Source organism: Flavobacterium nitrogenifigens (assembly GCF_003254565.1).
GTDB lineage: Bacteria > Bacteroidota > Bacteroidia > Flavobacteriales > Flavobacteriaceae > Flavobacterium > Flavobacterium nitrogenifigens.
In genome coordinates this window covers 178,813-203,959 of the sequence record NZ_QJRI01000177.1, presented here as the reverse complement: position 1 = coordinate 203,959, position 25,147 = coordinate 178,813, and the positions used below count along the sequence as shown (strand labels likewise).

The following is a 25,147-nucleotide window of genomic DNA, read 5'->3' as shown; positions in this document are numbered from 1 at the left end:
GAGAGCAAAAATACATTTTAAATTTATTTACAAGAACGATTTTTGTCATTTAGTATAAAAAAAAGGACAACTGGAGGCATTAGAAAAGAAAAACCCGACAGATTTTTGAAATCTGTCGGGTCTACTTGTGTTTGCTATTTGAAATAGAAATTATTAGTTAATTAAAATCCAAGTTCCTTCAGCGATTAAAGCTTCTGCTTTTTTGTACTTCATTGTTTCTGTTTTACCAGTAGCAACTTCTTGAACTACAACAGTATCATTTCTGTTGATTTTTGGCATATCTCTAACGATAGTTTCAGTAACTTGGCGTTGTTGAGTTTCTCCGGCCTCACGATTCATGCTCTCGCTGTTTGGAATTTCGTCTTTACTTAATTGTAAATTTTCTTTTTGACGAACTTCTCTTGCTTCGTGAATTTCAGGAACGTTTTGAGCTGGTAAATCACCTTTGAATAAGAATGAAATAACTTCTTTGTTAACGTTGTCTAACATTCCTCTAAACAAATTGAAAGCTTCTAATTTGTAAATAAGCAATGGATCTTTTTGCTCGTGAACAGCCAATTGAACAGATTGTTTCAATTCGTCCATTTTACGTAAATGTTTTTTCCAAGCTTCATCAACAATAGAAAGCGTGATATTTTTCTCAAAATCAGCAATTAATTGAGCGCCTTCGCTATCGTAAGCTTTTTTCAAGTCAGTAACCACATTCAAAGTTTTGATTCCGTCTGTAAATGGAACTACAATTCTTTCAAAATGATTGTTTGGCTCTTCGTAAACTCCTTTGATAATAGGGAAAGCTTCTCTTGCGCTTCTTTCTGTTTTTTCAGTATAGAATGCTAAAGCTTCTTTGTATACTTTTCCAGTAACTTCGATATCATTTAATTTCGTGAAATCAGCTTCAGAAATTGGAGATGTGATTCCGAAATAACGAATTAAATCAAATTCAAATCCTTTGAAATCATTAGCCACTTTATTATTGCTTACAATTAATTCGCAAGTATCATAAAGCATGTTCGCAATATCCAGTTTCAAACGCTCTCCGAACAATGCGTGACGACGACGTTTGTAAACTACTTCACGTTGAGAGTTCATTACGTCATCATATTCTAATAAACGTTTACGAACACCAAAGTTGTTTTCTTCTACTTTTTTCTGAGCACGTTCGATAGATTTAGTCATCATAGAATGCTGAATAACTTCACCTTCTTTCAATCCCATTCTGTCCATTACTTTCGCAACTCTTTCAGAACCGAATAAACGCATTAAGTTATCTTCAAGAGAAACATAGAATTGAGAACTTCCTGGATCTCCTTGACGACCAGAACGACCACGTAACTGTCTGTCTACACGACGAGAATCATGACGCTCTGTACCAACGATTGCTAAACCTCCGGCAGCTTTTACTTCTGGCGATAATTTAATATCGGTACCACGACCAGCCATGTTTGTTGCAATAGTTACAACTCCCGCTTTACCAGCTTCTTCAACGATTTGCGCTTCTTGCTTGTGCATTTTAGCATTCAATACGTTGTGTGTGATTCCCCTCATTTTAAGCATACGGCTTAATAATTCTGAAATCTCTACAGAAGTTGTTCCAATCAATACAGGTCTTCCAGCTTGTGATAATTCTGTAACGTCTTCGATTACAGCGTTGAATTTCTCACGTGTAGTTTTGTAGATATAATCTTCTTTATCGTGTCTTGCAATTGGGCGATTTGTTGGAATTTCAACAACATCCAATTTATAGATTTGCCATAACTCACCAGCTTCTGTAACAGCAGTACCCGTCATACCGCCTAATTTGCTGTACATTCTGAAATAATTCTGTAATGTAACGGTTGCAAAAGTTTGAGTTGCAGCTTCGATTTTTACATTTTCTTTAGCTTCGATCGCTTGGTGAAGACCGTCAGAATAACGACGACCATCCATGATACGACCTGTTTGCTCATCGACAATCATAATTTTGTTGTCCATGATAACGTACTCTACATCTTTTTCAAATAAAGCATACGCTTTTAAAAGTTGAGTAAGAGTATGAATACGCTCGCTTTTTACTCCAAAATCTTGGAATAATCTTTCTTTAGCTTCCGCTTCAGAATCTTTATCAAGTTTTTGTTTTTCAATCGCTGCGATTTCTGTTCCGATGTCTGGTAAAACAAAGAAATCTGCATCAGTATCTCCAGAAAGGTATTTAATACCATTGTCTGTTAATTCTACTTGGTTATTTTTCTCTTCAATCACAAAATACAAAGCTTCGTCTACTTTGTGCATTTCGCGATTGTTATCTTGTATGTATTGATTTTCAGTTTTTTGAAGCAATTGTTTAATTCCTTCTTCACTTAAAAATTTAATTAATGCTTTATTTTTAGGTAAAGATCTGTAAGCTCTTAATAATAAGAAACCACCTTCTTTAGTATTTCCTTCTTTGATTAATTTTTTAGCTTCAGCTAAGAAACCATTTGCTAACTGACGTTGTTGTGCAACTAAGTTTTCGATTTTTGGTTTCAATTCGTTGAATTCATGACGATCTCCTTGAGGAACTGGTCCAGAAATGATAAGTGGTGTTCTAGCGTCATCAATTAATACAGAGTCAACCTCGTCGACAATTGCAAAATTGTGTTTTCGTTGAACTAAATCGCTTGGAGAGTGCGCCATGTTATCTCTTAAGTAGTCGAAACCAAACTCGTTGTTAGTTCCGTAAGTGATATCGGCGTCGTATGCTTTTTTTCTTTGCTCTGTACTTGGCTGGTGATTATCGATACAGTCAACAGATAAACCGTGGAATTCGAATAAAGGCGCTTTCCAAGTGCTATCACGTTTTGCTAAGTAGTCGTTCACCGTTACTAAGTGAACTCCGTTTCCTGTCAAAGCGTTTAAGTAAAGTGGAAGAGTAGCAACCAAAGTTTTACCTTCTCCCGTTTGCATTTCGGCAACTTTACCTTCGTGCAATACCATACCACCAATTAACTGAACGTCATAGTGAATCATGTCCCAAGTGATGTCTTTTCCAGCAGCATTCCATTTGTTAGCCCAGATAGCTTTTTCGCCATCAATGGTAATGTAAGATTTTGTTGCTGAGAATTCGCGGTCTTTTGGAGTTGCAGTTACCTCGATATGAGAGTTTTCTTTAAAACGACGAGCCGTTTCTTTTACAACAGAAAAGGCTTCTGGAAGAATTTCCAATAAAGTTTTTTCAGAGATTTCATAAGCCTCTTTTTCAAGAGCATCTATTGCATCATAAATATCTTCTCTTTTATCGATGTCTTCGATGTTTTCAACTTCCGCTTTAAGCGAAGCAATTTTAGCATCTTTGTCAGCTCTAGCTTCTTTTATTCTATCTTTAAAATAAACGGTTCTAGCTCTTAACTCATCGTTTGATAGACTCATTAGAGGAGCTTCGAATGTCTTGATTTTGTTTAAGTAAGGTTGTAAAGCTTTGACATCTTTCTGCGACTTGTCGCCTACAAAGACTTTAATAATACTGTTTATGAAACTCATGATTTATTGTATTTCTTTATTATATAATATGTATTTGAACCAAAAAAAAAGTCTCCATGATGAGACTTTTTCCTTTGGTTTATTTTTTAATATTCATCCTCATTCCAAAGATAATCTTCGTCTGTTGGATAATCAGGCCAAATTTCTTCCATTGATTCATATATCTCGCCTTCATCTTCGATTGATTGAAGGTTTTCTACTACCTCTAATGGAGCACCTGCTCTAATGGCGTAGTCAATAAGTTCATCTTTGTTAGCAGGCCATGGCGCATCACTTAAATAAGATGCTAATTCTAATGTCCAATACATCTGTTATCTGTTTAGTTTGTGCAAAAATAAATTTTTTACTGAAAAAGACAAGTAAATTTTGATTTATTTTAATAAAATTTAAGAACGTCCTTATTAGTAATCAGTTTTCAGTGGCAGTTTGCAGTATGAAAACCGATGTTTGCTACTAATTACTGTACTTTTAAGTATTCAGTTTTCTTGTGAGTTTGCAGTATGAAAACTGAAAACTGAGACTGTTTACTTACGCGGTATCCATTTCACTTCATCCGCTTTTAAGTCTGAGGACAACTTTCGTGCCAAGACAAAAAGGTAGTCAGAAAGTCGGTTTAAATAGGTGATTGCTATTTCGGGAACATGTTCATTATGGCTTAAGTGTACTGCTAAACGTTCCGCACGACGGCAAATACAGCGCGCTATATGACAATGTGACACGGTCGGATGCCCGCCAGGCAAAACAAAATGAGTCATGGGCGGTAGGCTTTCGTCCATTTTGTCGATTTCGTTTTCAAGTAATTCGATATCCGAATCAATTATACCAAGATTTTCTAAGCGAAGTTTTCCATTTTTCAAAACTTCTTTCTCTTGTGGAGTTGCCAAAATGGCACCAACTGTGAAAAGGCGATCTTGAATTTCGATTAAAATGGTTTTGTAATGTGAATCCATTTCTTGATCGCGGATTAATCCGATATAAGAATTTAGTTCGTCAACAGTCCCGTAACTGTCAATTCTGATGTGGTCTTTCGGTACGCGAGTTCCTCCAAAAAGTGCCGTTGTGCCTTTATCGCCTGTTTTGGTATATACTTTCATTTTTTTTTTTAAGATGCTAAGGTTCTGAGATGCTGAGATTCTAAGTTTTTCTTTCTTTGAGCTTATTTTTTTTTGCTATGTCGAAAGCTGTTAGGATCGTGCTGAAATTATAAGTTTTCTTTTGCGATTAAACGATTAAACAGATTTTCTTGTATCACTTTCGATTAATCCATCTCGTAAACGAATAATTCTGTGCGCATAAGCGGCAATATCTTCTTCGTGAGTTACAAGAATTACAGTGTTTCCTTGGGCATGAATATCTCCAAAAAGCTTCATAATTTCTACTGAAGTTTTACTGTCTAAGTTTCCTGTGGGCTCATCGGCTAAAATAATCGATGGTTTGTTTACCAAAGCTCTTGCAACTGCAACACGCTGGCGCTGTCCTCCAGAAAGCTGATTTGGCTGGTGATCCATTCTGTCTGCGAGATTAACCTGTTTTAAAACTTCGGTAGCACGAGCAATTCTTTCAGATTTTCCATAACCAGCATAAATCATGGGCAGAGCAACATTGTCAAGCGCAGTTGTTCTTGGTAAAAGATTGAAGGTCTGAAAAACGAAACCAATTTCTTTGTTTCTGATTTCGGCCAGTTCATCATCTTTCATTTTGCTGACATCTTTTCCATTTAAAATATAACGACCCGAAGTTGGTGTGTCTAAACAGCCTAATAAATTCATTAATGTAGATTTTCCTGATCCGGAAGGCCCCATTAAAGCAACATATTCGCCTTTTTGTATTTCTAGATCTATTCCTTTTAAAACATAAACGATTTCGTTTCCTAAAGTAAAATTTCGCTTAATGTCGGTTATTTTAATTAATGGTTCAGCCATTTGAGTTTACAATTTTGGATTTAAAAGTACAAAACACTTTTGAATAAGTAGTTGATAATTGGTTTTTGTTACAAAATCACTTAAGCGAATAAACGTATCGAAACGATTAATAAAATATAATTTTTAAAAGCAAAATAGTTATATGATTTAGCTTTAATTTTGTGTAATTCGCATTATTTTCAATGTTTTATAGTTTTAAGATGTTTTTTGTTTTGAAAACGTGATAATAATGTAATTTATTGAAATTGGTATTAAGTAAATTTGATATATCAATTAATTAATAACTAAGATTATGAAAAATATAAAAATAGCTATAGGAATTGCATTAGTAGTATTAGGGTTTGCATCGTGTAAAGATGAAAAACAAGAAAAAGCTCAAAAAACAGTTGAGAACTATGTAATCTACGTTGACTCTGTCAAAAACGTGGCAGCAGCCGATTTAAAAGACAATTGGAAAAGTGTAGAAGCCGAATATGACAGAAGATCTCAAGAAGCACAAGCTGCTTTAGCAGATATCAAAGATAATGCTGCTGCGACTGAAAAAGTAAATGCAAGTAAAATTAAGTACGAAGAATTTAGAGATGAAATGACCGCCCAATTTGCCCCTCCAGCTCCTAGTCCGAAACAACAGTTAAGAGATGCTTTGTTTGGCGCAGGAAAAATTGGTGACGATATGAGTTTTAGTTGGGTGAATGCCCAAAATATTCATAGTGTTTATCAGCAATTTGTACATACTGTAGAAAATAATAAAGACAGGTACTCTAGAGAAGACTGGGATGAAATTAAATTAATGTACGAAGCGCTTGACAGCCGTAAAAATACTGTTGAAAAAGAAGGGCTTTCGGCTGAGGATAACAGAAAAATTGCTGGTTTGAAAGTTAAGTTTGCACCAATGTATACTGTAAACAGAATGGGAGCTAAATCTGAAGAAAACAAAGACGCAAAAAAATAAGATTTTAATGTTTTCAATTAAACAAAAAGACGATCAAAAATGATCGTCTTTTTTATGCTCGTATTATAAAATGCTCTTTGGGCTGTTCTCTTCTGAAGAATACAAATCCCCATTGAAAAGTATCAATTGTAACTTTTACTTTCGGGTGACTTTTAATAATTTCCCAAGCTTCTTCCATTTCGGGAGACCAATGAATATCGTCGAAAATCCAAACAGAATCATTGTCGATAGTTGGCAGTAAAAGATCAAAATAAGCCAAAGTTGCTTTTTTAGAATGATTCCCGTCAAAATATATCAGATTGTAATTTGTGGCTTGAATGTTCTCAGAAACTAAAAAAGATTCAAATTCTGAAATTACATTTTCAACATTCTTACAATCAAATTCAGCCAATTGATTTTGGGCAACATTTGCGGTATTTGGACAGCCTTCAATAGTAACCACTTTAGCTTTTGGATTTCCTAAAGCCAACGCAGAAGTTGCTAAACCTAAAGAAGTTCCTATTTCTAGAATAGTTGAAGGCTGAAAATAATTGGTAACTCTAAACAACAATTCGGCGCGTTTTGGAGAAATTCCCGCTGTTTGCGCAATCTTAGAAATTTGTCTTCTGGTTGATTTAAAAACTCTCGATCCTGCTCCAAAATCGGTTACTTCAATAAAGTTTTTATTCTCTAAAAGCGTTTTTCTATACTTTTTAAGAATGTCGTATTCAGGTTTAGGTTTCTTATCATAAAAACATTTTGTAAGCAGACTAAAAACAAATGGCGAATGAACCGCGTGTTCGTTTTTAGAATGCCAAAGAAATTTTAAATAAGATTGTATTTGAAACAGCACTCTTAGAATGTTTTGTTCTTCAGATCGATTAATTTACAGAAACTAGTTTTATTTCAAAAATTAAGACAGAGCCACCAGGAATGTTTTGAACCTTACTGCTTCCATATCCTAAATGTGCTGGAACAAATAAGATACCGCTTCCACCTTCTTTAAAAAATTGTAATCCTTGCTGCCATCCTAATATTAATTTGTTTAATGGAAAAGTTGCTCCAGATGCATTTTGGTCAAAAACAGTTCCGTTGGTAAGAGTGCCTTTATACGTAACGGTAACATTTGACTGTAAAGTAGGTTGTTTTCCTGTTCCTTCTTCTGTAAGAATATAATGCAAACCAGTACTTGTTTTTTGTGCTGTTAGATTATTTTTAGTCAAATAATCTGTAATTTCTTTTTCGTTTTCAACACTATAATCTATTTTCTCTGGAATTCTTTCCAATCCTGAATCACTTGAGCAAGAGATGAAAAATGTAAGAATAGAAAATGCTGCTAATAATTTTTTCATGTGGTATTTATTTTAAAAGCCGTAAATATATAAATTAGTTTTCTAGTTGCAGTGAGTGTTTATGTATATTAACACTCATGACCGAGGTGTGAAACAAAACTTATCCTTCAAGTTTAGCAGAAAGTTCAAACCAGCGTTCTTCTTTTGCATCTATTTTGTTTATGATATTTTGAAGTTCATTCGCTTTTTTCTCAATATCAGCATCGGCAACTTTTCCATCAGAGAATAACTGTTCGATTTTAGCTTTTTCAGCTTCAAGATCTTTTATTTCTCTTTCGATTTTTTGATATTCTTTTTGTTCGTTGAAACTTAAATTTCCAGTGGGATTATTTTGTTTCCAATCTTTCTTTTCAGCCTTGTTTTCTTCTTTTTGAGTAACATCTGCACTGTCTTCGTAAGCTCTAAAATCAGAGTAGTTTCCAGGGAAATTCTCGATTTCGCCTTGACCTCTAAAAACAAATAAGTGATCGACGATTTTATCCATAAAGTAACGATCGTGAGAAACTACCAATAAACAGCCAGGATAATCTAAAAGGAAACTTTCAAGAACGTTAAGCGTTACAATGTCCAAATCGTTTGTTGGCTCATCAAGAATTAAAAAATTCGGATTCTGAATTAAAACCGTACATAGATATAAACGTTTTAATTCTCCGCCGCTTAATTTCTCAACATAATCATATTGTTTTTTAGCATCAAAAAGAAAACGCTCCAATAGTTGTGAAGCCGAAATAATCTTTCCTTTAGTAAGCGGAATGTATTCTCCGTATTCTTTTATAATATCAATAACACGCTGTCCAGGTTTTGGATTGATTCCAGACTGTGTATAATATCCAATTTTAATGGTATCTCCTTTTACAACGCGACCGCTGTCTGGCGGAATTGTCCCAGTAAGCAGATTTAAGAAAGTCGATTTTCCGGTTCCATTTTTACCAATAATTCCGATTCTTTCTCCACGTTGGAAATCAAAACTGAAATTGTCCAGAATAACTCTGTCTTTAAATTTTTTAGAAAGTTTGTGAAGCTCAATAATCTTGCTTCCCATTCTTTCCATATTAATTTCAAGCTCAACTTTGTTTTCTTTTCGTCGGCTTTGCGCTTTTTCCTTAATAATGTAAAAATCGTCTTGACGTGATTTAGATTTGGTTGTTCTCGCTTTTGGTTGGCGGCGCATCCACTCTAATTCTTTTACAAATAAGTTCTTGGCTTTGTCAATACTTGCATTTTCAGAAGTGATTCTTTCTTCTTTTTTCTGTAGATAATAAGAATAATTCCCTTTGTATTGGTATAGTTTTCCGTTGTCTAATTCGATAATTTCGTTGCAGACACGTTCTAAAAAGAAACGGTCGTGCGTTACCATAAACAACGTAATGTTTTCTTTGGCAAAATAACTTTCCAACCATTCAATCATTTCAAGATCTAAGTGGTTGGTAGGCTCATCTAGAATCAATAAATCTGGGCGGTTAATTAGAATTATAGCTAAAGAAAGACGTTTTTTCTGTCCTCCTGAAAGATTCTTCACTTTAAGTTTAAAATCTTCCAGTTTTAATTTGAATAAAATCTGTTTGTATTGTGTTTCAAAATCCCAAGCATTATGCTGGTCCATAGCGTCAAAAGCTTTCTGGTAAGCTTCTTCATCTGAAGGATTTTCTAACGCTTTTTCGTAAGCTTCAATCACTTTAAGCGTTTCGTTGTCTGAAGCAAAAATACTTTCTTCAATCGTAAGTTCGTCCTGAAGATTATTGTCTTGAGAAAGAAATGCCATTCTGATTCCTTTTCGTAAAACAACTTGTCCAGTATCTGGTTCTTCCAATCCATTAATAATGCTCATGATGGTTGTTTTTCCTGAACCATTTTTAGCAATAAAAGCGATTTTTTGGTCTTTATTGATTCCAAAAGAAATGTTGTCAAAAAGGACTCTTTCGCCAAATGACTTTGATATATTTTCTACAGATAAGTAATTCATGAAGATTTTTAACTGAAATATCAGTCTCTATTAATTAAAATTCTAATAATGCGCAAAGATAGGTTTTTGAACTAGAGAAAAAAAACGGGTTTTAAAACTGGTTTCCATGCTTTTATAAAATCACTACGGAAGTTGATTGTAAAAACCGATTGTAACATTTTAAGACGACATTCGTCATATTTACAATTTAATTCCTTAAAACATGAGCGAGAAACAAATAAATACCAGTGGTTACGAAGATTTTAGAATCAATCCCAAAATCAAACTTGCGGCATTATGGACTTCAGTAATGTTTTGTTATGTATATGGAGATTATTTCTCGCTTTACGTTCCTAAAAAAGTAGAGGATTTTATAAGTGGAGATACACTTCTTGATTCTCCAGTAAAATTATTTCTTGCAGCAATTTTAATGGCAATTCCAGCATTAATGATTGTTGCATCGGTTGTTTTAAAGCCAAAATTTAACCGTCTTCTCAATATCATTTTTGGAATTATTTATACGTTAATAATGCTTTTAATAGCCTTTACGACAATTGCGCCATGGTGGAGTTTTTACGTTTTTTTCGCATTAATAGAAAGTGTTCTGACATCAGTAATATTTTGGACTGCATTGAAATGGCCAAAAAAGGTTTAAATTTTAAAAGATAAAAGCATGAATCAAGAATCAAATGTATCGTTTAGAAATACTGGTAGAATTGCCGGTTTAATATATTTAGTAGTTGTATTAACTGGAATTTTTAGTCTAGGATATGTTCCTTCCAAATTAATTGTTTGGGATAATGCTTCGATGACTTATAATAATATTGTCCAATCTGAATTTCTCTTCAGAATTGGTATCGTAAGCGGTCTAATTTGCTATACTTTCTTTCTGTTTTTGCCTTTTGTTTTTTATAAACTGCTAAAATCCGTTAATCAAACTTATGCTATTTATATGGTTGTTTTGGCAGTTGTAAGCGTGCCAATTTCTTTTATAAATATGCAAAATAAATTTGCAGTGCTTTCTATTATTAATTCCCATGAGAAAGATGCTGAACAGGTTATGTTTTATCTAAATCAATATGATTACGGAAATCTAATTGTTCAGATATTTTGGGGACTTTGGCTTTTTCCGCTTGGTTATTTAATTTTCAAATCAGGAATAATTCCCAAATTTTTCGGAGTATTATTAATGCTAGGCTGTCTAGGCTATTTAATAAATTTCTTTGCAAATACATTGTTTCCTAATTATTCTGAACTCGGAATATCATCTTATGTGCGACTTCCTGCAAGCCTTGGAGAAATAGGAACTTGCTTATGGCTTTTGATAATGGGAGCAAAAAATAAAACTATTTCTGCGGATTGATGTATTGATTTAGAACTGAACTCAAATCAAAATAATGAATTTGCTGCGGATTGTTTAAAATAGGTTTTCGAACCAAAGATTCATTTGTCATAAAATAATGAAGTCCGTCTTTTGTTGCAATTCCTTCTATTTGATGAAAAGGAAGTTTTATATCGATTCGTCTTTTATTTCCAGACAAAAAATCCTGATTTTTAAAATCGTAAAGTAGGTATAAAAAAGGCTTCCCAATTTTGGTATATCCACACAAAGTGATTAGTTTTTTATCTTCTAAATAAGCTGCACCAGTAACCAAACCTTTGGTGTCAAGTGTGGCTTTGAGTTTTGCAGTTTGTGTTCCTTCTTGTTTAGCCAAAACGTAAATATTGGTTTTAGATGATTTCCATTGTTTGGAAAACAGATAAATGCTGTCTTTAGAAACAATAAAAGCTTCGCAATCAAAATTGGTTTTGTTTGGTTTTGAAGGAGAAAAATCGGTTTGGTCAGAATAAGAAAACAAAATGATTTCAATATTTGGAATGCCTTCAAAAAAAGATTTTTTTTCGATTTTAAGGATTTTTAAATCCGATCTATTTCCAGAATAATTATTTCCAAAATCTCCAATATAAATATGTGTACTATCCTGCGAGATTTCTTCCCAATCGTTGTTTACTGCCTGTTCCAGAACGATTTTCTTTTTAATTTTTCCCAAAGAATCTAATCCATAAATTGTTTTGTCACGATCGTCATTATGAGTCCAAAGCAGATTTTCGAAAGCGATTAATCCAGAAGTTTCTTTTATAGAATCGCTCAAACGTATGGAGTATTCTGGTTTTAATTTCAGGTTTTTATGACTGAATTTACGAGTGTTTATTATTGATGAAGAATCATATTTTTTAGTTTTCACATCCAGGTACACTTCATTTTGACTATAAGCCGAAGAGATAAATAGGCCCCAAAGTACTAATATTCTAATCATTTGATTAAGGTTTATTAAGAAAGTAAAAATAGAGTTTACAGCCCGAAAAATGGGCGCAAATTGCTATAAATGTCTTTTTACCCCATTTTTGAGATAACCCCAAAAGGTTTTATTTGTAACAAGATAGGATAATTCTTTCTTTTTGGCTTGTGTCCTACCTTTACGTTAGGCTACTTTTGCAAAAAAATAAAAACATAAGCCTACGACATATTTAAGGAAGGTTTGTGTACATAATTAAAATCAGATTTGATCCCAATTTATGTGAGTGGGAGTAGCGAAGCTGTGCCAGGCAGCTAAGAATTTGACAATTATAAATAAAAAAACTAAAGTCTAAGAAATGAAGATAGGGATAACTTTTAGCGCTTTTGATTTACTGCATGCAGGACATATTAAAATGTTAGAAGAAGCAAAGCAGATATGTGATTATCTAATAGTGGGATTGCAAACGGATCCGACATTAGATAGGCCAGAAAAAAATAAACCCACTCAAACTGTAGTCGAAAGGTATATTCAGCTAAAAGGATGCAAGTTTGTTGATGAAATTGTTCCTTATTCTACAGAACAAGACTTAGAAGATATCCTAAGAGCTTTTAAAATAGATGTTCGCATAATAGGCGATGAATATCAGCATAAAAAATTTACAGGAAGATCATATTGTGAAGAAAAAGGAATTGAGCTTTATTTTAATACTCGGGATCATCGTTTTTCTAGTAGTGGGCTTAGGAAGGAAGTGGCTGTTAGGGAGTTGGCTAGATGATATTTATTGTATCAATTGCTGTTTTATAGAAGTTTTTAATGAAGATAGAGATAAGAGAAAAGATTCTTAATTATAAAGTTGTGTTGCAAAATTTCAGTTATTTAACAATATTACAGCTTTTTAATATTTTATTGCCTTTAATCTCTTATCCTTATTTAATAAGAGTTTTAGGAATTCAGACATATGGAATTATCGTTTTTGCTCAATCAATAATAATGTATTTTTCGTTGATAATCAATTTTGGATTTAATATATCAGCAACAAAAAATATAGCAGAAAATAGATATGACTATAAAAAACTAAACGAAATTGTTTCTGCAGTATTAATAGTTAAATTATTGTTATGGATTAGTACGTTTATAATATTGCTTTTGCTTTTTATTTTTGTACCACCATTTAAAAGAGAGTATATATTGTTTTTATTTTGTTTTGCAATAACCTTTAATGATTTTTTGTTTCCGCAATGGTTTTTTCAAGCTATAGAAAAAATGAAGTATACTACTTTTATTACTATTGCATCTAAAATTTTGTTTACAATTTTAATTTTTTTATTTGTTCATAAGAAAGATGACTATTTGTATGTGCCTATTTTTCAGGGTTTAGGAGCTGTTTTTTCGGGTTTGATCGCAATTTATATTCTTTTAATTAAAGAAAAGATTGTTTTAACTTTTCAAAAAAAAGAGATATTAAAATACTATTTTATAGAAAGTTTACCTTTATTTATTTCTGCTGCTTCAATTCAAATTTATGTTAATGCAAATAGAATTTTAGTTGGAGGATTTTTAGGAATGGGTGATGTTGCTATTTATGATTTAGGAGAAAAAATATTGCGTTTAATTAAAATTCCAATTGGAATGTTTGGTCAGGCAACATTTCCTCTATTAGCAAGAGAAAAAAGTGTTTCAAAAATAAATAAGATGATGAAGTTTACTGTCTTGTTTACTTTAATTATTATTGTCTCCATATTTATTTCAGTAGATTCTATTATCAAATTTCTAGGCAATAAAGAGATGCAAAGTGCTTCTTTAATTATAAGAATTTTATCTTTTTCGGCATTAATGACCGCTTTTAGTCAATTTTTAGGTCCTTCTAGATTGATTATTTTTGGATATAATAAAGACTTTGCGCGCGTAATTGTTTCGTCAGGAGTTTTATTTTGTCTAGGTGTATTTATATTAATCTTACTACACAGTGTTTTCCTTACAACATTGGCATACTTAATTTTAATTGTTGAGTTTTGGGGTATGATATTTCTTTTTTATATCAGCTACAAAAAGAAAATTTTAGTTTATTATAATTAGTTTTCATAAAGTTCTAAGTTAATCTTTTAAAAATTCTGTTTAATCATATTAGTATTATTTAAAGCAGTAAAGTTTGTTTTTAAATTATTGTTTTATAGCTGAATAAATGAAAGTATGAAAAAAATTAATTACATAATTCTTCATTATCAGGTAATTGCGGATACGATAGAATGTGTAGAGTCAATTATTAAGTTACAGGATAAAGATATTGAGCAAAAAATAATTATTGTAGATAATTGTTCTCCCAATAAAAGTGGTGAAGTTCTTAAAGAAAAATACGCTGATTCATTAAACGTGATTGTGATACTCTCAGAAACTAATCTTGGTTTTGCAAAAGGAAATAATCTAGGTTGCAATTTTGCAATTGATAATTACGAACCAGATTTTTTAGTTGTTTTGAATAATGACATTATAATTAATCAAAAGGATTTTGAGAATAAGATAATAGATCTAAAAATCTCTCATAATTTTGATGTTCTAGGCCCTGATATTATTTCATTGATAGATAATTTGCATCAAAACCCTGTTGATTTTGCAATAGTAACAAAGAAGGCTATAATAAAAGAATTTTTATTGTTAGTTTTTTTACTCCTCTTAAGTTTCATTAATCTAGATCAAAAATTTGTATTTTTTTGGAATGAAAAAAAATATAAAAATAGGATTGCTTTTAGCGAATACAAGAACGATGTTTTTAGAAAAAATATTAAAGTACATGGGGCAGCGGTAATTTTTTCAAAGTCTTATTTCAAAAAGTTTAAAGATGTTTTTTTTGATAAAACATTCATGTTTCTTGAAGAGGATATTCTATATCATAGAATTAGACGTAATAGCATGAAAGTAATTTATAGTAATAAAATTAATGTGTTTCATAAAGAGGATTCGGCTACGAATTCTGTTTTTAAAAAAGCGACAGCTAAGAGAAGATTTATTTATAAAAATACTATAAAATCATTGTATGAATATTTTCGAGCATACAACACTTTGTAATTTATAGAAAAATGTAAAATGAGAGTTTTGATTTTTAATACTTTGTATTTTCCCAATAGTATTGGAGGCGCAGAAAAATCTGTTCAGTCTTTAGCAGAAAATTTATTAAAACAGGGAGTCAAAGTTACAGTTGTAACTTCGACTTCGAAAAGTGACTATATTGATGAGATTAATGGGGTAAAAGTTTATTATATCAATAATAGAAATCTTTATTGGGGTTTTGATCAAGAGAGTGCTTCAGCTTTGAAAAAAATAGTTTGGCATTCAATTGATACATATAATTTTAGGTTAGAGAATAAAATTACTAAAATACTACAAAAGGAAAAACCTAAAATTGTGCATACAAATAATTTATCAGGATTATCTGTAGTAGTTTGGAAAGTTGCTCAAAAGAATCGCATTAAAATAATTCATACTATTAGGGATTATTATTTAGTTTGTCCAAATGCTACAATGTATAAAGATAATAAAAATTGTTTCAATCAATGTTTACTATGTAAAAAGTTTTCTCTCCCCAAAAAAAAAACAAGTTGTTTAGTTGATAGTGTTGTTGGAATAAGTGACTATGTACTCCAAAAGCATATTCAGCTTGGCTATTTTGAAAATACAATAAGCAGGGAAGTAATAGGTAACGATATAAGGGTCGTTGAAACTATTAAAAGAGATGTTGACGAATCTAGTATTGTTTTTGGATTTATAGGTCAATTAAATGAGTCTAAAGGAATAATTCAATTATTAAAAACTTTCGAGAAGCTAGAACACATAAATAATTGGAAATTAATAATTGCAGGAAGAGGGAATGGAAGTTTCGACGATTTGCTGAAAAAAAAATACAAGTCAAATAGAGTTGAATTTGTTGGAGTTGTTGACTCTGAGTTTTTTTATAAAAGTATTGATGTTTTAATTGTTCCATCTCTTTGGCAGGAACCTTTTGGCAGAGTTGTAATAGAAGGGGTTTTGCATGGCAAATATGTATTAGCAAGCAAACGGGGAGGTATTAAAGAATTGCTTATTGAAGATGATTTGTTTGAACCTGAATCAGATGAATTAATAGTAAAGATTATGGAAATATTACGCACAAAAGTTGTTCCTGAGCAAAGGAATAAATTTACTGAGAAGGTTGCATCCAGATATGTTAGTCTTTACAATAAAATGTTGGAAAATTAGTAACCTTGGTTTTTAAAGAAGGTAGATAAATGGAAACCTATTATATTAAGGGGCATTCTGACACTCGGAAGTTACATGAGCATAAATTAGTCAAAAAACAAAAAGGAAGAGTGTCTATTATCATTCTTGTTATTACTTCTCTTGTTTTGTTGTTTGAAGTGTTTTCCGGAGCACTAAGATATTATTTTACTCAATGGAACTTATCATTTATGATCTATCTTCCTAAGGTAATATGTTTGTTTGCGGTAATAATTAAAGTAGTAGCATTAAAAATTAAGAATTTGATGCTATTCGCTTTTCTTATGTTATCTATCTTGATCTCTTTATTTCATTCAGCTACGATGTTTAATATTTTCTTTAGCATTTTTGTTTATTGTCCATTTTTGTTTGGATTTTTATATGGACAATATTTGGAAATAAAGAGAAAAGAATTGTTAATCATTGTTTGGATATGTTTTTTGTCATCCATTCTTGGTGTTTATTTAGATTATGTGACTGAGCTCCCCTGGAAAGGGTTTGTTTATAATATTGGTGGCGTGGAAATTGAAGCAAATAGACAATGGTCAACATTAGGAGAAGATAGAATTGCTGGCTTTTCAAGATTATCGGCATCATTAGCTTTTATGATTGCTATTTTTTCAACTTATATAAACATGTTTCTAAAATCAAAATTCTTAAAGCTTTTTCTTTTAATTGTAACATTTTGTAGTTTAATATTAACTACAAATAAAACTGCAGTAATTTCATATTTTTCCACATCAATTATTTATTTCTACTACTATGAGAGAAAATTTATAAAAGGTTTTTTCTTTTTCATAACCTTTTTTGGATGTTTTTTGCCGATAATTGGAATTTTTTTAGATTATTCAGTTGACAGTGAGGGTTTTGGTGTAATAAGTCGGTCGTTGCTTTTTTCATTTGATGATAGATTAACTAATACTTGGCCTTTCTTTTATCAATGTGTAAGAGATAACAACGGTTTTATTTGGGGAACTGGAATTGGAACAATTGGATCGGCTTTTTCTTCATTTCCAATAAGAGATATTACCACTATTAAAGGTTATGGACTTGGTGTTGCTGATAACACATTTTTATATTTATGGGGTCTTTTCGGGTTATTTGGGATCTTTTTATATACTCGTTTCTATTGGCTCATGAATAGACTTGTTAAGAGAGAAGATAGTTTTTCAGTAGCACTATGTGGAATTGTTGTTTGTATTTGTATAATATCTTGGACTACTGATAGTCTTGAAGCAGTAATAAGTAGTTTGTTTTTAGGTATTGCCAGTTCTGTTGCACTTCGTGGAAGAAAAAATGCGTAATTTGAAAATGATCGTCATTAATTCAAGGTTTTTAACACAGCCCGTAACAGGGGTACAACGATTTGCTATTGAATTAGCAAAAGAATTAAGAAGAGCAAATTCGGAAATTGTTTTTTTAACTCCAAAAAACATTATACATAATGACGTTGCAAATGAATTAGGCGCTAAGGTTTTAGGAAGAACTACAGGTCATTTATGGGAACAGGTAGAATTGTACGCCTATGTTCGAATGAAAAAAGCACTTTTAATATCACTTTGTAATACGGGACCATTATTTTTTAAGAATCAAATAGTTGCTATTCATGATATATCTTATAAAATTTGCCCAGAATGGTTTTCAAAAAGATTCGTATTTTTTTATAATTTATTAATACCCCAATTGTTAAAAGTTTCAAAAGCAATTGTTACAGTAAGTAATACTTCAAAAAAGGAATTGATTGAAAAACTAAATGTGCCTGAAGAAAAAATAACCGTGGTTTATAATGCTCTTGCACCAGTATTTCAAAAAAAAGAATTAGAGAAAAAATTTTCTGGAAAAATTCCGATTGATTGTCATTATATTTTATCAGTATCATCACACCATCCAAGAAAAAATTTTAATAGACTTGTTAATGCCTTTAAAGGAATTGAAAAAGACGATCTTAAGTTATATATTATCGGAAATGTAAATAAAGATTTTAAGCTAGATAAAAAATATACTTCGAAAAATATTATTTATCTCGAAAATATCGCTGATGAAGAATTGGTTTATTATTACAAGTTTGCAAAATTATTTGTGTTCCCTAGTCTATATGAAGGATTTGGTATACCAATTATTGAGGCGTTAAGCCAAAATACAAAAATTTGTGTCTCAGATATACCAGTATTTAGAGAAATATGTGGAGAAAATGTAACTTATTTCGATCCATTAGATGAAAACGATATTAAAAATAAAATCTTAAAATCATTAGATAATTATGAATTGTTTAGTTATAACTTATCTAGATTTAGCTGGGAAGATGGCGCTATAAAGGTTTTAAAACTAATAAAAGAAAATCAAAGTTGAGATTGACTAATGATATAAATGCAGACCTCAATTTTTTGAGCAAAAAATTTCATATCTCGAAAGCTTCAATAATAATATCAAATAGAGGCTTTCATGCGTTATTTATTTATAGAATTAGTAATTTTTTTTATAAACTGAAAATCCCATTATTGCCTCTTATTCTAACAAGACTGATTCAGATTTTGTACGGCATTGATATCGATTTTAAATGTAAAATATTTGGGGGCGTAATTATTATTCACGGCATAGGTTTAGTCATTGGTCAGGGAGTTATTATTAATCAAGGAGTAATTATATACCACTGTGTAACTTTAGGTAGAAAATTTCAAATTACAGAAGAGCACCCCTCTGATGGGTTTCCGATAGTTGGAAAAAATTGTGTTTTAGGCGCTGGTGCTAAAATATTAGGAAATGTAAAAATTGGAGACTCTTCAATTGTTGGAGCAAATGTAGTATTGACAAAAAGTATTGAGTCAAATTCTATAGTCAAAATAAATGAACCTTACATTTTAAAAGTAAAATAAAAAACGTTCTTAGATTTTTTTGTGGGTAATAAGATGTGAGAACATTTTTTGCAAAACAAACTTTGTAAAAAATAATAAATGAAAATTGCACTTGTTCAAGATTGGTTGACAGAGTTTGGCGGAGCCGAAAAAGTCTTCCGATCGATTTATGATATATATCCTGATGCAGATATATATACTTTAGTATATAATCCTGAGGTTTTGGAAAAAATGAAAATTTCTGAGGATAGAGTTACAGCATCATTTATTCAAAGGTTACCCTTTGGCAAAACAAAGTACCGTAATTATCTCCCTTTTTTCACAAAAGCAATTGAGAGTTTTGACCTTAGCCAATATGACCTTATAATTTCTTCATCTTATTCTGTCGCTAAGGGAATACTTGCAAATAGCAGTCAAGTTCATATTTGTTATTGTCATTCACCAGTAAGATATGCTTGGGATTTATATCATCAATATTTAAATGAAGCCGGATTAAAAAAAGGTTTAAAATCTATTATTGTAAAATATTACTTACATAGGCTGCGAATATGGGATGTAATTAGTACTTACCGTGTTGATTATTTTATCTGTAATTCAAATTACATAAAAAACAGAATAGCAAAAGTATATCGACGTACGGCAAAGGTTATTTATCCGCCAGTTTCTGTTGAGCAGTTTCCATTTGTAAGTAAGAAAGAAGACTATTTTATAACCTGCTCGAGATTAGTGCCATATAAGAGAGTTGATCTTATAGTGCAAGCTTTTTCTTTGCTTCCACATCTTAAACTGAAAGTAATTGGAGATGGTCCAGAAATGGCAAAAATAAAACTTTTAGGAAGATCAAATATTGAGATATTAGGTTATCAAGAAGATAATGTACTTAAAAGAGAATTATCGAACGCTAGAGCATTTGTTTTTGCAGCTGAAGAGGACTTCGGGATAATTCCAATTGAAGCTCAAGCATGTGGAACCCCAATAATAGCATTTGGCAAAGGTGGAGCTTTAGAGACAGTAATAGAAAATGAGACTGGAGTTTTTTTTGACGAGCAGACTATTGAATCTTTGACAGAAGCTATAAATAAATTTTTACTAATGGAAAATGAGTTCTTTTCGCATAAAATTAGAGAGAATGCAATGAAATTTGTTGAGCGAAAGTTCAAAAAAGCATTCACCGAGTTTGTTGATTTGCATGTTACAGAAAAAAGCAATAAATAATAATTTATTAAGTGACTAATTCAAAAAAACATTTATGTATAAATCAAATATTTGATTCTTTGATGTTTTTTATGCAACGCTTAATTTTTAATAATCATAAATGAAAATTTTAAAAAAACTATCCGAATATAGTTTTTCAAGATACTACCAGATTTTGTTCATTTTATGGGACATGATCTTATTAAACATTGCCGTTGTATTTTCTGGTTTGATTAAGTTTGAGGATCTTGATGTGTTATCAATAAAGGAATCGAGAACAATTCTTCTGCTAGGAAATTTAATTTGGATTGGATTACTACTATATAAGAACTCTTATAAAATTATTAGAATCGAAACTCTGGAATCGATCTTAAGCAGAACAATCAAAAAAGTTATTATTCATGCCTCTATAGTTGCTGTTTTTGTGGTTTTTTTGGAATATTCTAATATTTCAAGAGTTAGGCTGTTTTTTTCTATGTGATCTTTTTTGTTTTGTTAATGTTATCACGTTTCTTTTTGATGAGGTTTTTAAAATATGTGCGATCAGAAGGCTATAATTTTAGAAATGTTGTTATTGTAGGAGCCAATGATAAAGGAGAAAGGATTCGTAAAATACTAGCTAAAAATTTAACTTATGGCTATAGGTTTTTGGGTTTTTTTGACGAAAAAGAAAATATTTCGGTAACGACTCCAGACCGTGTTTTAGGAGGATTTGATGATGTTCAGAACTATCTAGCTAAAGTAGATGTTGACGAAATGTACATTGCATTGCACATAGATAATGTGAATGTAATTAATCGCTTAATTGATATTTGCGAGCATCATATGGTTAGAATTAAGTTTATACCCGACTTTCAATTGTATACCAAATCCAGCAGAGTAGAAATTTCTTTTTATGAAAATACGCCTGTTTTAACGTCTCGTCGTGAGCCTTTAGAGTATGCTGTAAATAGACTTTTAAAAAAAGCATTTGACATTTGTTTTTCAGCATTAGTCATAATGGGCTTATTTCCTTGGTTGTTTCCTATTATTATGATTGTCATAAAATTAGAGTCTAAAGGACCAATTTTCTTTAAACAAGATCGATCCGGTAGAGATAATAAGTCATTTGCTTGCTTTAAATTTAGAAGTATGGCTGTAAATGATTCATCAGATCAGAAACAGGCTCAGAAAAATGATGTACGTGTAACAAAATTTGGTGCTTTTATGCGTAAAACGAGTATCGATGAATTACCCCAGTTTTTTAATGTTTTGTGGGGAAATATGTCGGTAGTTGGACCAAGACCCCATATGTTGTATCATACACAAGAGTATAGTGAGCTAATTAATAATTACTTAGTTCGACAATATGCTAAACCTGGCATAACAGGTTGGGCTCAAGTAAATGGGTATCGAGGCGAAACAAAAGAGTTAGTTGATATGGAAAATAGAGTAGAATACGATATTTGGTACATAGAAAACTGGAGTTTACTCTTGGATGTGAAAATTATTATAAAGACAGTTGTCAACATTTTTCGAGGTGAGAAAAATGCCTATTAACATTTTTCTTCCTGATTAAAAATAGAATTCCTTCACTACAAAATGCTCTTAGCTAAACAAAAATGTTTAGCTATAGAAGCTTACGATTTTAAAAATTAGCATAATGAAATTTCAATTTATTTTTTTGATAAAAAACATAAGTTTTTTATCCCTATTGTTCTTGTTTTTTTCTTGCGGTTCAAAAAAAGACATCCTTTATTATCAGAATATTGACGCGCTTTCTTCCAAAGAAAAAAATACTACGTATGAAGTCAAAATTCAGCCCGATGATTTATTAATGATTATTGTTTCTGCCGATGATCCTGAAGTGGCAATTCCTTTTAATCTAAAGACCTACAGTATTTCTAATAATATTAAATCAGATTTAGCGCGCGGGCAAGAAACGGTTCAGACTTATTTGGTTGATTCAAGTGGAAATATTGAATTTCCAGTGTTAGGAACGCTTAAAATGGGGGGACTTAGCCGTACGGAAGCTTTACAGTTACTTCAAACAAAGATTAGCAGTTATATTAAAAATCCAATAATCAATCTTCGTATAACCAATTTTAAGGTCTCGTTGCAAGGAGAAGTCAATATGCCAGGGACGTATTCTATAGCTTCAGAAAGAATTACGATTATTGAAGCTTTAAGTATGGCAAAAGATTTAACCATCTATGGTAAGAGAAATAATATTTTGGTTATTAGAGAGACCAATGGGGTAAAATCATATAATAGAGTTGATTTAACAAAATCTGATTTTATCAATTCTCCTTTTTACTATTTAGCCCAGAACGATGTGGTATATGTAGAACCAAACAAAACAAGAGTAAATTCTTCGGCTGTTGGGCCAAATACTTCAGTTATTATATCGGCGATTTCTATTTTAGTTTCGCTTTCAGTTCTAATTTTTAAATAAAGTTGAAATAAGAAAATGCAAAAGGAAGATTTTTATAATGATTTTATGGAAGATGAAATCGATATTAGTTTAGCTGAACAATTAGAAAAATATTTAATTCATTGGAAGTGGTTTGTAGTTAGTGTCATAATATGTATGTTGCTAGCATTTGCCTATTTGAGTTATGCAATTCCCTCTTATGAAGCGACAAGTACAATTCTTGTCAAAGATGAGAAAAAAGGAGGAATGCTTTCAGAGTTGTCCGTATTTTCAGATTTGGGTATAGGAAGCAGTCTGAAGAGTAATGTAGATAATGAAATTGAAATATTAAGATCTCGAACCTTAGTGGAGAGCACAATTTCTAAACTAAATTTAAATATCGGATTGTTTGCTAAAGAAAATTTTAGGAATGAAGATTTATATGCAGAAGCCCCTATAAGCATTAGTATTGTAAATAAAAGCAAATTGTTTGATGACACTGATGTTGTTTTAAAATTCAAGTTTTTAACATCAGATACTTTTTCGTTAGAAAATGAAACAGCTGAGAACGACAAGAAAGTTTTATTAACCAAAAAAGTGTTTAAATATGGAGAAAAAATTGGGACGCCAATAGGAACTATAATAATAAAAAAGACGCTTTTTTTTGCTGAAAAGAATGAGAATAATTCGGAATTTATTCGTATTTCCATAAAGCCTTTAGATCAATTAACAGACAATTTTAGAAAAAAATTGAAAGTTGAGCCTATAAGTAAAACAAGCAGTGTTGTTAATATTTCGATATCAGATCCTGTAGCTAAAAAAGCAGAGAATTTTTTAGATACCATGATTCAGATTTATAATGACGATGCTGCTGAGGATAAAAATTTTATTTCTGAAAACACATCGAAATTTATTGCAAATCGACTGGCTCTAATAGCTCAAGAATTGGACGATGTTGAACAGAATGTTGAAAGCTTTAAAAAATCAAATAAACTAACAGATATAGAATCTGAGGCTAAATTGTTCGTTGAGAATTCTAATGAATATGATAAAAAAGGAGTAGAGACAGAGATTCAGTTGAATGTAGTTACGTCATTACTAGACTTTATGAAGAAAAGCTCAATCTCCGATTTGTTGCCATCTAATATGATTAGTGACAAGAGCGATGCAAGCAGTTTAATTAATTCCTATAATCAATTGGTTTTAGATCGTAATCGGATTTTGAAGTCTGCAACTGCCGAAAATCCGACAGTAATAAAATTAGAAGAACAAATAATTTCTTTGAAATCAAACGTTGTGGCAAGTTTAGTACGAATGAAATCAAATTTGCTGATTCAAAGTAGAGATTTAAAAAGCCAAGAAGGGGTTTTGAATGGTAAAATAGGTAGAATTCCGGCCCAAGAGCGTCAGTTTAAAGTTATTGCTAGACAGCAAAAGGTAAAGGAAGAGTTATATCTGTATTTGCTTCAAAAAAGGGAGGAAACGGCAATTTCTCTAGCAGCAACAGAACCAAATGCCCGTGTTATTGATGTAGCAAAGGCAGATCAGGAACCCCTAAGTCCTAAGAGAAAGATTGTATATCTAGCAGGATTATTGTTTGGTTTCTTAGTTCCTTTTGGTATTATTTATACAAAAGATTTGCTGAATACTAAGATTCAAGATAGTAATGATTTAGATGGAAAAACCCTCATTCCATTTATAGGAGATGTGCCTAATAGTGATGATGTATCAGAATTAATCAAATCTAATAGCAGGAGCAGCTCTGCGGAAGCATTGCGCATTGTTAGGACAAATCTGGGTTTCATGCTAAATAATGTTGAAGAGCAAGTAGCAAAAAAAATATTTGTTACATCAACTTTTGCTTCCGAAGGAAAAACATTTATATCATCAAATCTAGCGGCCAGTTTTGCCTTATTAGGGAAAAAAGTTTTGCTTATTGGTATGGATATTAGAAGTCCGAGACTGAATGAATATATTGATCTTCCACCTGATGGATTAACAAATTATTTGACTTCGAATAATAAAGAAATTGAGGAGTACATCATAAAACATAATAAATATGAGAATTTTTATATTTTGCCAGGAGGAATAATTCCACCCAATCCGCCCGAATTATTAACAAGTAAAAAAGTGGATGAGCTATTTGAAAAGTTAAAAGACCAATATGATTACATTATAGTAGATACAGCGCCAGTTAGTCTTGTGACAGATACTTTGCTTATAGCCAAAAATGCGGATACATTTGTGTATGTTATGCGCGCCAGATTTTTAGAAAAGAGCATGATATCAATTGCGAACCGATTTTTTAAAGATAAAAAACTTCCTAATATGTGCATTGTTCTTAATGATACAAATCCTTCACAAAAATATAGTTATGGTTATGGAGAGAGTGTAAAGAAAAAAGGATGGTTTAAAAAACTAATTAGTTAAAGCGAAAAAATGAAATTGCCGTAAAAGTCAAAAATCAATTTTTGGAACAAATAAAATTTTAATAGAATAGTTATGCTATTATCAATTGC

Annotated in this window: 23 protein-coding genes; 15 read left to right on the top strand and 8 right to left on the bottom strand. The window is 31.4% G+C overall.

Going from position 1 to position 25,147, the window contains the following annotated elements; all coding sequences use genetic code 11:
* Positions 1-153: 153 nt before the first annotated feature.
* From secA to DM397_RS15370, 4 genes are all read right to left on the bottom strand, one after another.
* Positions 154-3,495, bottom strand: a complete 3,342-nt coding sequence (gene secA / locus DM397_RS15385) for a preprotein translocase subunit SecA (RefSeq protein ID WP_111378384.1) — start codon at positions 3,493-3,495, stop codon at positions 154-156.
* A gap of 86 nt (positions 3,496-3,581) precedes the next feature.
* Positions 3,582-3,803, bottom strand: coding sequence for a DUF2795 domain-containing protein (locus tag DM397_RS15380; protein WP_007138072.1), 222 nt, complete (start codon positions 3,801-3,803; stop codon positions 3,582-3,584).
* 216 nt (positions 3,804-4,019) lie between these two features.
* Positions 4,020-4,589 (bottom strand): cob(I)yrinic acid a,c-diamide adenosyltransferase, encoded by a 570-nt coding sequence (locus DM397_RS15375; protein ID WP_111378383.1) that lies wholly within the window; start codon positions 4,587-4,589, stop codon positions 4,020-4,022.
* A gap of 135 nt (positions 4,590-4,724) precedes the next feature.
* The gene (locus DM397_RS15370; protein WP_111378382.1) at positions 4,725-5,417 is read right to left on the bottom strand and encodes an ABC transporter ATP-binding protein; all 693 of its coding nucleotides are present in this window, start codon (positions 5,415-5,417) and stop codon (positions 4,725-4,727) included.
* Positions 5,418-5,709: 292 nt separating this feature from the next.
* Here DM397_RS15370 and DM397_RS15365 point away from each other — a divergent pair, with 292 nt between their 5' ends.
* Entirely contained in the window at positions 5,710-6,369 is a 660-nt protein-coding gene (locus DM397_RS15365) for a hypothetical protein (protein ID WP_111378381.1), read from the top strand.
* 52 nt (positions 6,370-6,421) lie between these two features.
* Here DM397_RS15365 and DM397_RS15360 read toward each other — a convergent pair whose 3' ends face one another.
* The 3 genes from DM397_RS15360 to DM397_RS15350 form a co-directional block, all read right to left on the bottom strand.
* The gene (locus tag DM397_RS15360; RefSeq protein ID WP_111378380.1) at positions 6,422-7,201 is read right to left on the bottom strand and encodes an O-methyltransferase; all 780 of its coding nucleotides are present in this window, start codon (positions 7,199-7,201) and stop codon (positions 6,422-6,424) included.
* 28 nt (positions 7,202-7,229) lie between these two features.
* On the bottom strand, positions 7,230-7,700 hold the full coding sequence (locus DM397_RS15355) for an FKBP-type peptidyl-prolyl cis-trans isomerase (RefSeq protein WP_111378379.1): 471 nt from the start codon (positions 7,698-7,700) through the stop codon (positions 7,230-7,232).
* Between the two features lie 100 nt (positions 7,701-7,800).
* On the bottom strand, positions 7,801-9,663 hold the full coding sequence (locus DM397_RS15350) for an ABC-F family ATP-binding cassette domain-containing protein (RefSeq protein WP_111378378.1): 1,863 nt from the start codon (positions 9,661-9,663) through the stop codon (positions 7,801-7,803).
* Positions 9,664-9,865: 202 nt separating this feature from the next.
* Here DM397_RS15350 and DM397_RS15345 point away from each other — a divergent pair, with 202 nt between their 5' ends.
* Positions 9,866-10,297 (top strand): DUF6326 family protein, encoded by a 432-nt coding sequence (locus tag DM397_RS15345; RefSeq protein ID WP_111378377.1) that lies wholly within the window; start codon positions 9,866-9,868, stop codon positions 10,295-10,297.
* Between the two features lie 18 nt (positions 10,298-10,315).
* Entirely contained in the window at positions 10,316-11,005 is a 690-nt protein-coding gene (locus DM397_RS15340; protein ID WP_111378376.1) for a DUF4386 domain-containing protein, read from the top strand.
* On the opposite strand, the gene DM397_RS15335 is transcribed toward DM397_RS15340, so the two are convergent.
* Positions 10,989-11,960: a T9SS C-terminal target domain-containing protein gene (locus DM397_RS15335; RefSeq protein ID WP_111378375.1), complete on the bottom strand. Its 972-nt coding sequence runs from the start codon at positions 11,958-11,960 to the stop codon at positions 10,989-10,991. The genes DM397_RS15340 and DM397_RS15335 overlap by 17 nt on opposite strands.
* 337 nt (positions 11,961-12,297) lie before the next feature.
* Between DM397_RS15335 and DM397_RS15330 the strand changes: the two genes are divergently transcribed.
* The 12 genes from DM397_RS15330 to DM397_RS15280 all read left to right on the top strand — a co-directional run bounded on the left by DM397_RS15330 (position 12,298) and on the right by DM397_RS15280 (position 25,058).
* Positions 12,298-12,717: an adenylyltransferase/cytidyltransferase family protein gene (locus DM397_RS15330; RefSeq protein ID WP_111378374.1), complete on the top strand. Its 420-nt coding sequence runs from the start codon at positions 12,298-12,300 to the stop codon at positions 12,715-12,717.
* A 38-nt stretch (positions 12,718-12,755) separates the two neighbouring features.
* Positions 12,756-14,018 (top strand): oligosaccharide flippase family protein, encoded by a 1,263-nt coding sequence (locus DM397_RS15325; RefSeq protein ID WP_111378373.1) that lies wholly within the window; start codon positions 12,756-12,758, stop codon positions 14,016-14,018.
* A 114-nt stretch (positions 14,019-14,132) separates the two neighbouring features.
* A complete protein-coding gene (locus DM397_RS15320) occupies positions 14,133-15,005 on the top strand; it encodes a glycosyltransferase family 2 protein (RefSeq protein ID WP_111378372.1) in 873 nt (290 codons plus the stop codon).
* An 18-nt stretch (positions 15,006-15,023) separates the two neighbouring features.
* Positions 15,024-16,172: a glycosyltransferase family 4 protein gene (locus DM397_RS15315; RefSeq protein ID WP_111378371.1), complete on the top strand. Its 1,149-nt coding sequence runs from the start codon at positions 15,024-15,026 to the stop codon at positions 16,170-16,172.
* Between the two features lie 29 nt (positions 16,173-16,201).
* On the top strand, positions 16,202-17,494 hold the full coding sequence (locus DM397_RS15310) for a hypothetical protein (protein WP_111378370.1): 1,293 nt from the start codon (positions 16,202-16,204) through the stop codon (positions 17,492-17,494).
* A gap of 7 nt (positions 17,495-17,501) precedes the next feature.
* The gene (locus DM397_RS15305; RefSeq protein WP_162615492.1) at positions 17,502-18,539 is read left to right on the top strand and encodes a glycosyltransferase family 4 protein; all 1,038 of its coding nucleotides are present in this window, start codon (positions 17,502-17,504) and stop codon (positions 18,537-18,539) included.
* Between the two features lie 149 nt (positions 18,540-18,688).
* A complete protein-coding gene (locus DM397_RS15300) occupies positions 18,689-19,063 on the top strand; it encodes a serine O-acetyltransferase (protein ID WP_204251880.1) in 375 nt (124 codons plus the stop codon).
* 78 nt (positions 19,064-19,141) lie between these two features.
* Positions 19,142-20,257: a glycosyltransferase gene (locus DM397_RS15295; RefSeq protein WP_111378367.1), complete on the top strand. Its 1,116-nt coding sequence runs from the start codon at positions 19,142-19,144 to the stop codon at positions 20,255-20,257.
* 100 nt (positions 20,258-20,357) lie between these two features.
* A complete protein-coding gene (locus DM397_RS24040) occupies positions 20,358-20,717 on the top strand; it encodes a hypothetical protein (protein WP_239457866.1) in 360 nt (119 codons plus the stop codon).
* A 17-nt stretch (positions 20,718-20,734) separates the two neighbouring features.
* Entirely contained in the window at positions 20,735-21,775 is a 1,041-nt protein-coding gene (locus DM397_RS15290; protein ID WP_317048807.1) for an undecaprenyl-phosphate glucose phosphotransferase, read from the top strand.
* 103 nt (positions 21,776-21,878) lie between these two features.
* The gene (locus tag DM397_RS15285; protein ID WP_111378366.1) at positions 21,879-22,670 is read left to right on the top strand and encodes a polysaccharide biosynthesis/export family protein; all 792 of its coding nucleotides are present in this window, start codon (positions 21,879-21,881) and stop codon (positions 22,668-22,670) included.
* Between the two features lie 15 nt (positions 22,671-22,685).
* Positions 22,686-25,058: a GumC family protein gene (locus DM397_RS15280; RefSeq protein WP_111378365.1), complete on the top strand. Its 2,373-nt coding sequence runs from the start codon at positions 22,686-22,688 to the stop codon at positions 25,056-25,058.
* Positions 25,059-25,147 lie beyond the last annotated feature (89 nt).

Coding starts and splice junctions, on each gene's coding strand:
- secA (WP_111378384.1), bottom strand. CDS start 3,495: ATGAGTTTCATAAACAGTATTATTAAAGTCTTTGTAGGCGACAAGTCG.
- DM397_RS15380 (WP_007138072.1), bottom strand. CDS start 3,803: ATGTATTGGACATTAGAATTAGCATCTTATTTAAGTGATGCGCCATGG.
- DM397_RS15375 (WP_111378383.1), bottom strand. CDS start 4,589: ATGAAAGTATATACCAAAACAGGCGATAAAGGCACAACGGCACTTTTT.
- DM397_RS15370 (WP_111378382.1), bottom strand. CDS start 5,417: ATGGCTGAACCATTAATTAAAATAACCGACATTAAGCGAAATTTTACT.
- DM397_RS15365 (WP_111378381.1), top strand. CDS start 5,710: ATGAAAAATATAAAAATAGCTATAGGAATTGCATTAGTAGTATTAGGG.
- DM397_RS15355 (WP_111378379.1), bottom strand. CDS start 7,700: ATGAAAAAATTATTAGCAGCATTTTCTATTCTTACATTTTTCATCTCT.
- DM397_RS15350 (WP_111378378.1), bottom strand. CDS start 9,663: ATGAATTACTTATCTGTAGAAAATATATCAAAGTCATTTGGCGAAAGA.
- DM397_RS15345 (WP_111378377.1), top strand. CDS start 9,866: ATGAGCGAGAAACAAATAAATACCAGTGGTTACGAAGATTTTAGAATC.
- DM397_RS15340 (WP_111378376.1), top strand. CDS start 10,316: ATGAATCAAGAATCAAATGTATCGTTTAGAAATACTGGTAGAATTGCC.
- DM397_RS15335 (WP_111378375.1), bottom strand. CDS start 11,960: ATGATTAGAATATTAGTACTTTGGGGCCTATTTATCTCTTCGGCTTAT.
- DM397_RS15330 (WP_111378374.1), top strand. CDS start 12,298: ATGAAGATAGGGATAACTTTTAGCGCTTTTGATTTACTGCATGCAGGA.
- DM397_RS15325 (WP_111378373.1), top strand. CDS start 12,756: ATGAAGATAGAGATAAGAGAAAAGATTCTTAATTATAAAGTTGTGTTG.
- DM397_RS15320 (WP_111378372.1), top strand. CDS start 14,133: ATGAAAAAAATTAATTACATAATTCTTCATTATCAGGTAATTGCGGAT.
- DM397_RS15315 (WP_111378371.1), top strand. CDS start 15,024: ATGAGAGTTTTGATTTTTAATACTTTGTATTTTCCCAATAGTATTGGA.
- DM397_RS15310 (WP_111378370.1), top strand. CDS start 16,202: ATGGAAACCTATTATATTAAGGGGCATTCTGACACTCGGAAGTTACAT.
- DM397_RS15305 (WP_162615492.1), top strand. CDS start 17,502: ATGATCGTCATTAATTCAAGGTTTTTAACACAGCCCGTAACAGGGGTA.
- DM397_RS15295 (WP_111378367.1), top strand. CDS start 19,142: ATGAAAATTGCACTTGTTCAAGATTGGTTGACAGAGTTTGGCGGAGCC.
- DM397_RS24040 (WP_239457866.1), top strand. CDS start 20,358: ATGAAAATTTTAAAAAAACTATCCGAATATAGTTTTTCAAGATACTAC.
- DM397_RS15290 (WP_317048807.1), top strand. CDS start 20,735: ATGTTATCACGTTTCTTTTTGATGAGGTTTTTAAAATATGTGCGATCA.
- DM397_RS15285 (WP_111378366.1), top strand. CDS start 21,879: ATGAAATTTCAATTTATTTTTTTGATAAAAAACATAAGTTTTTTATCC.
- DM397_RS15280 (WP_111378365.1), top strand. CDS start 22,686: ATGCAAAAGGAAGATTTTTATAATGATTTTATGGAAGATGAAATCGAT.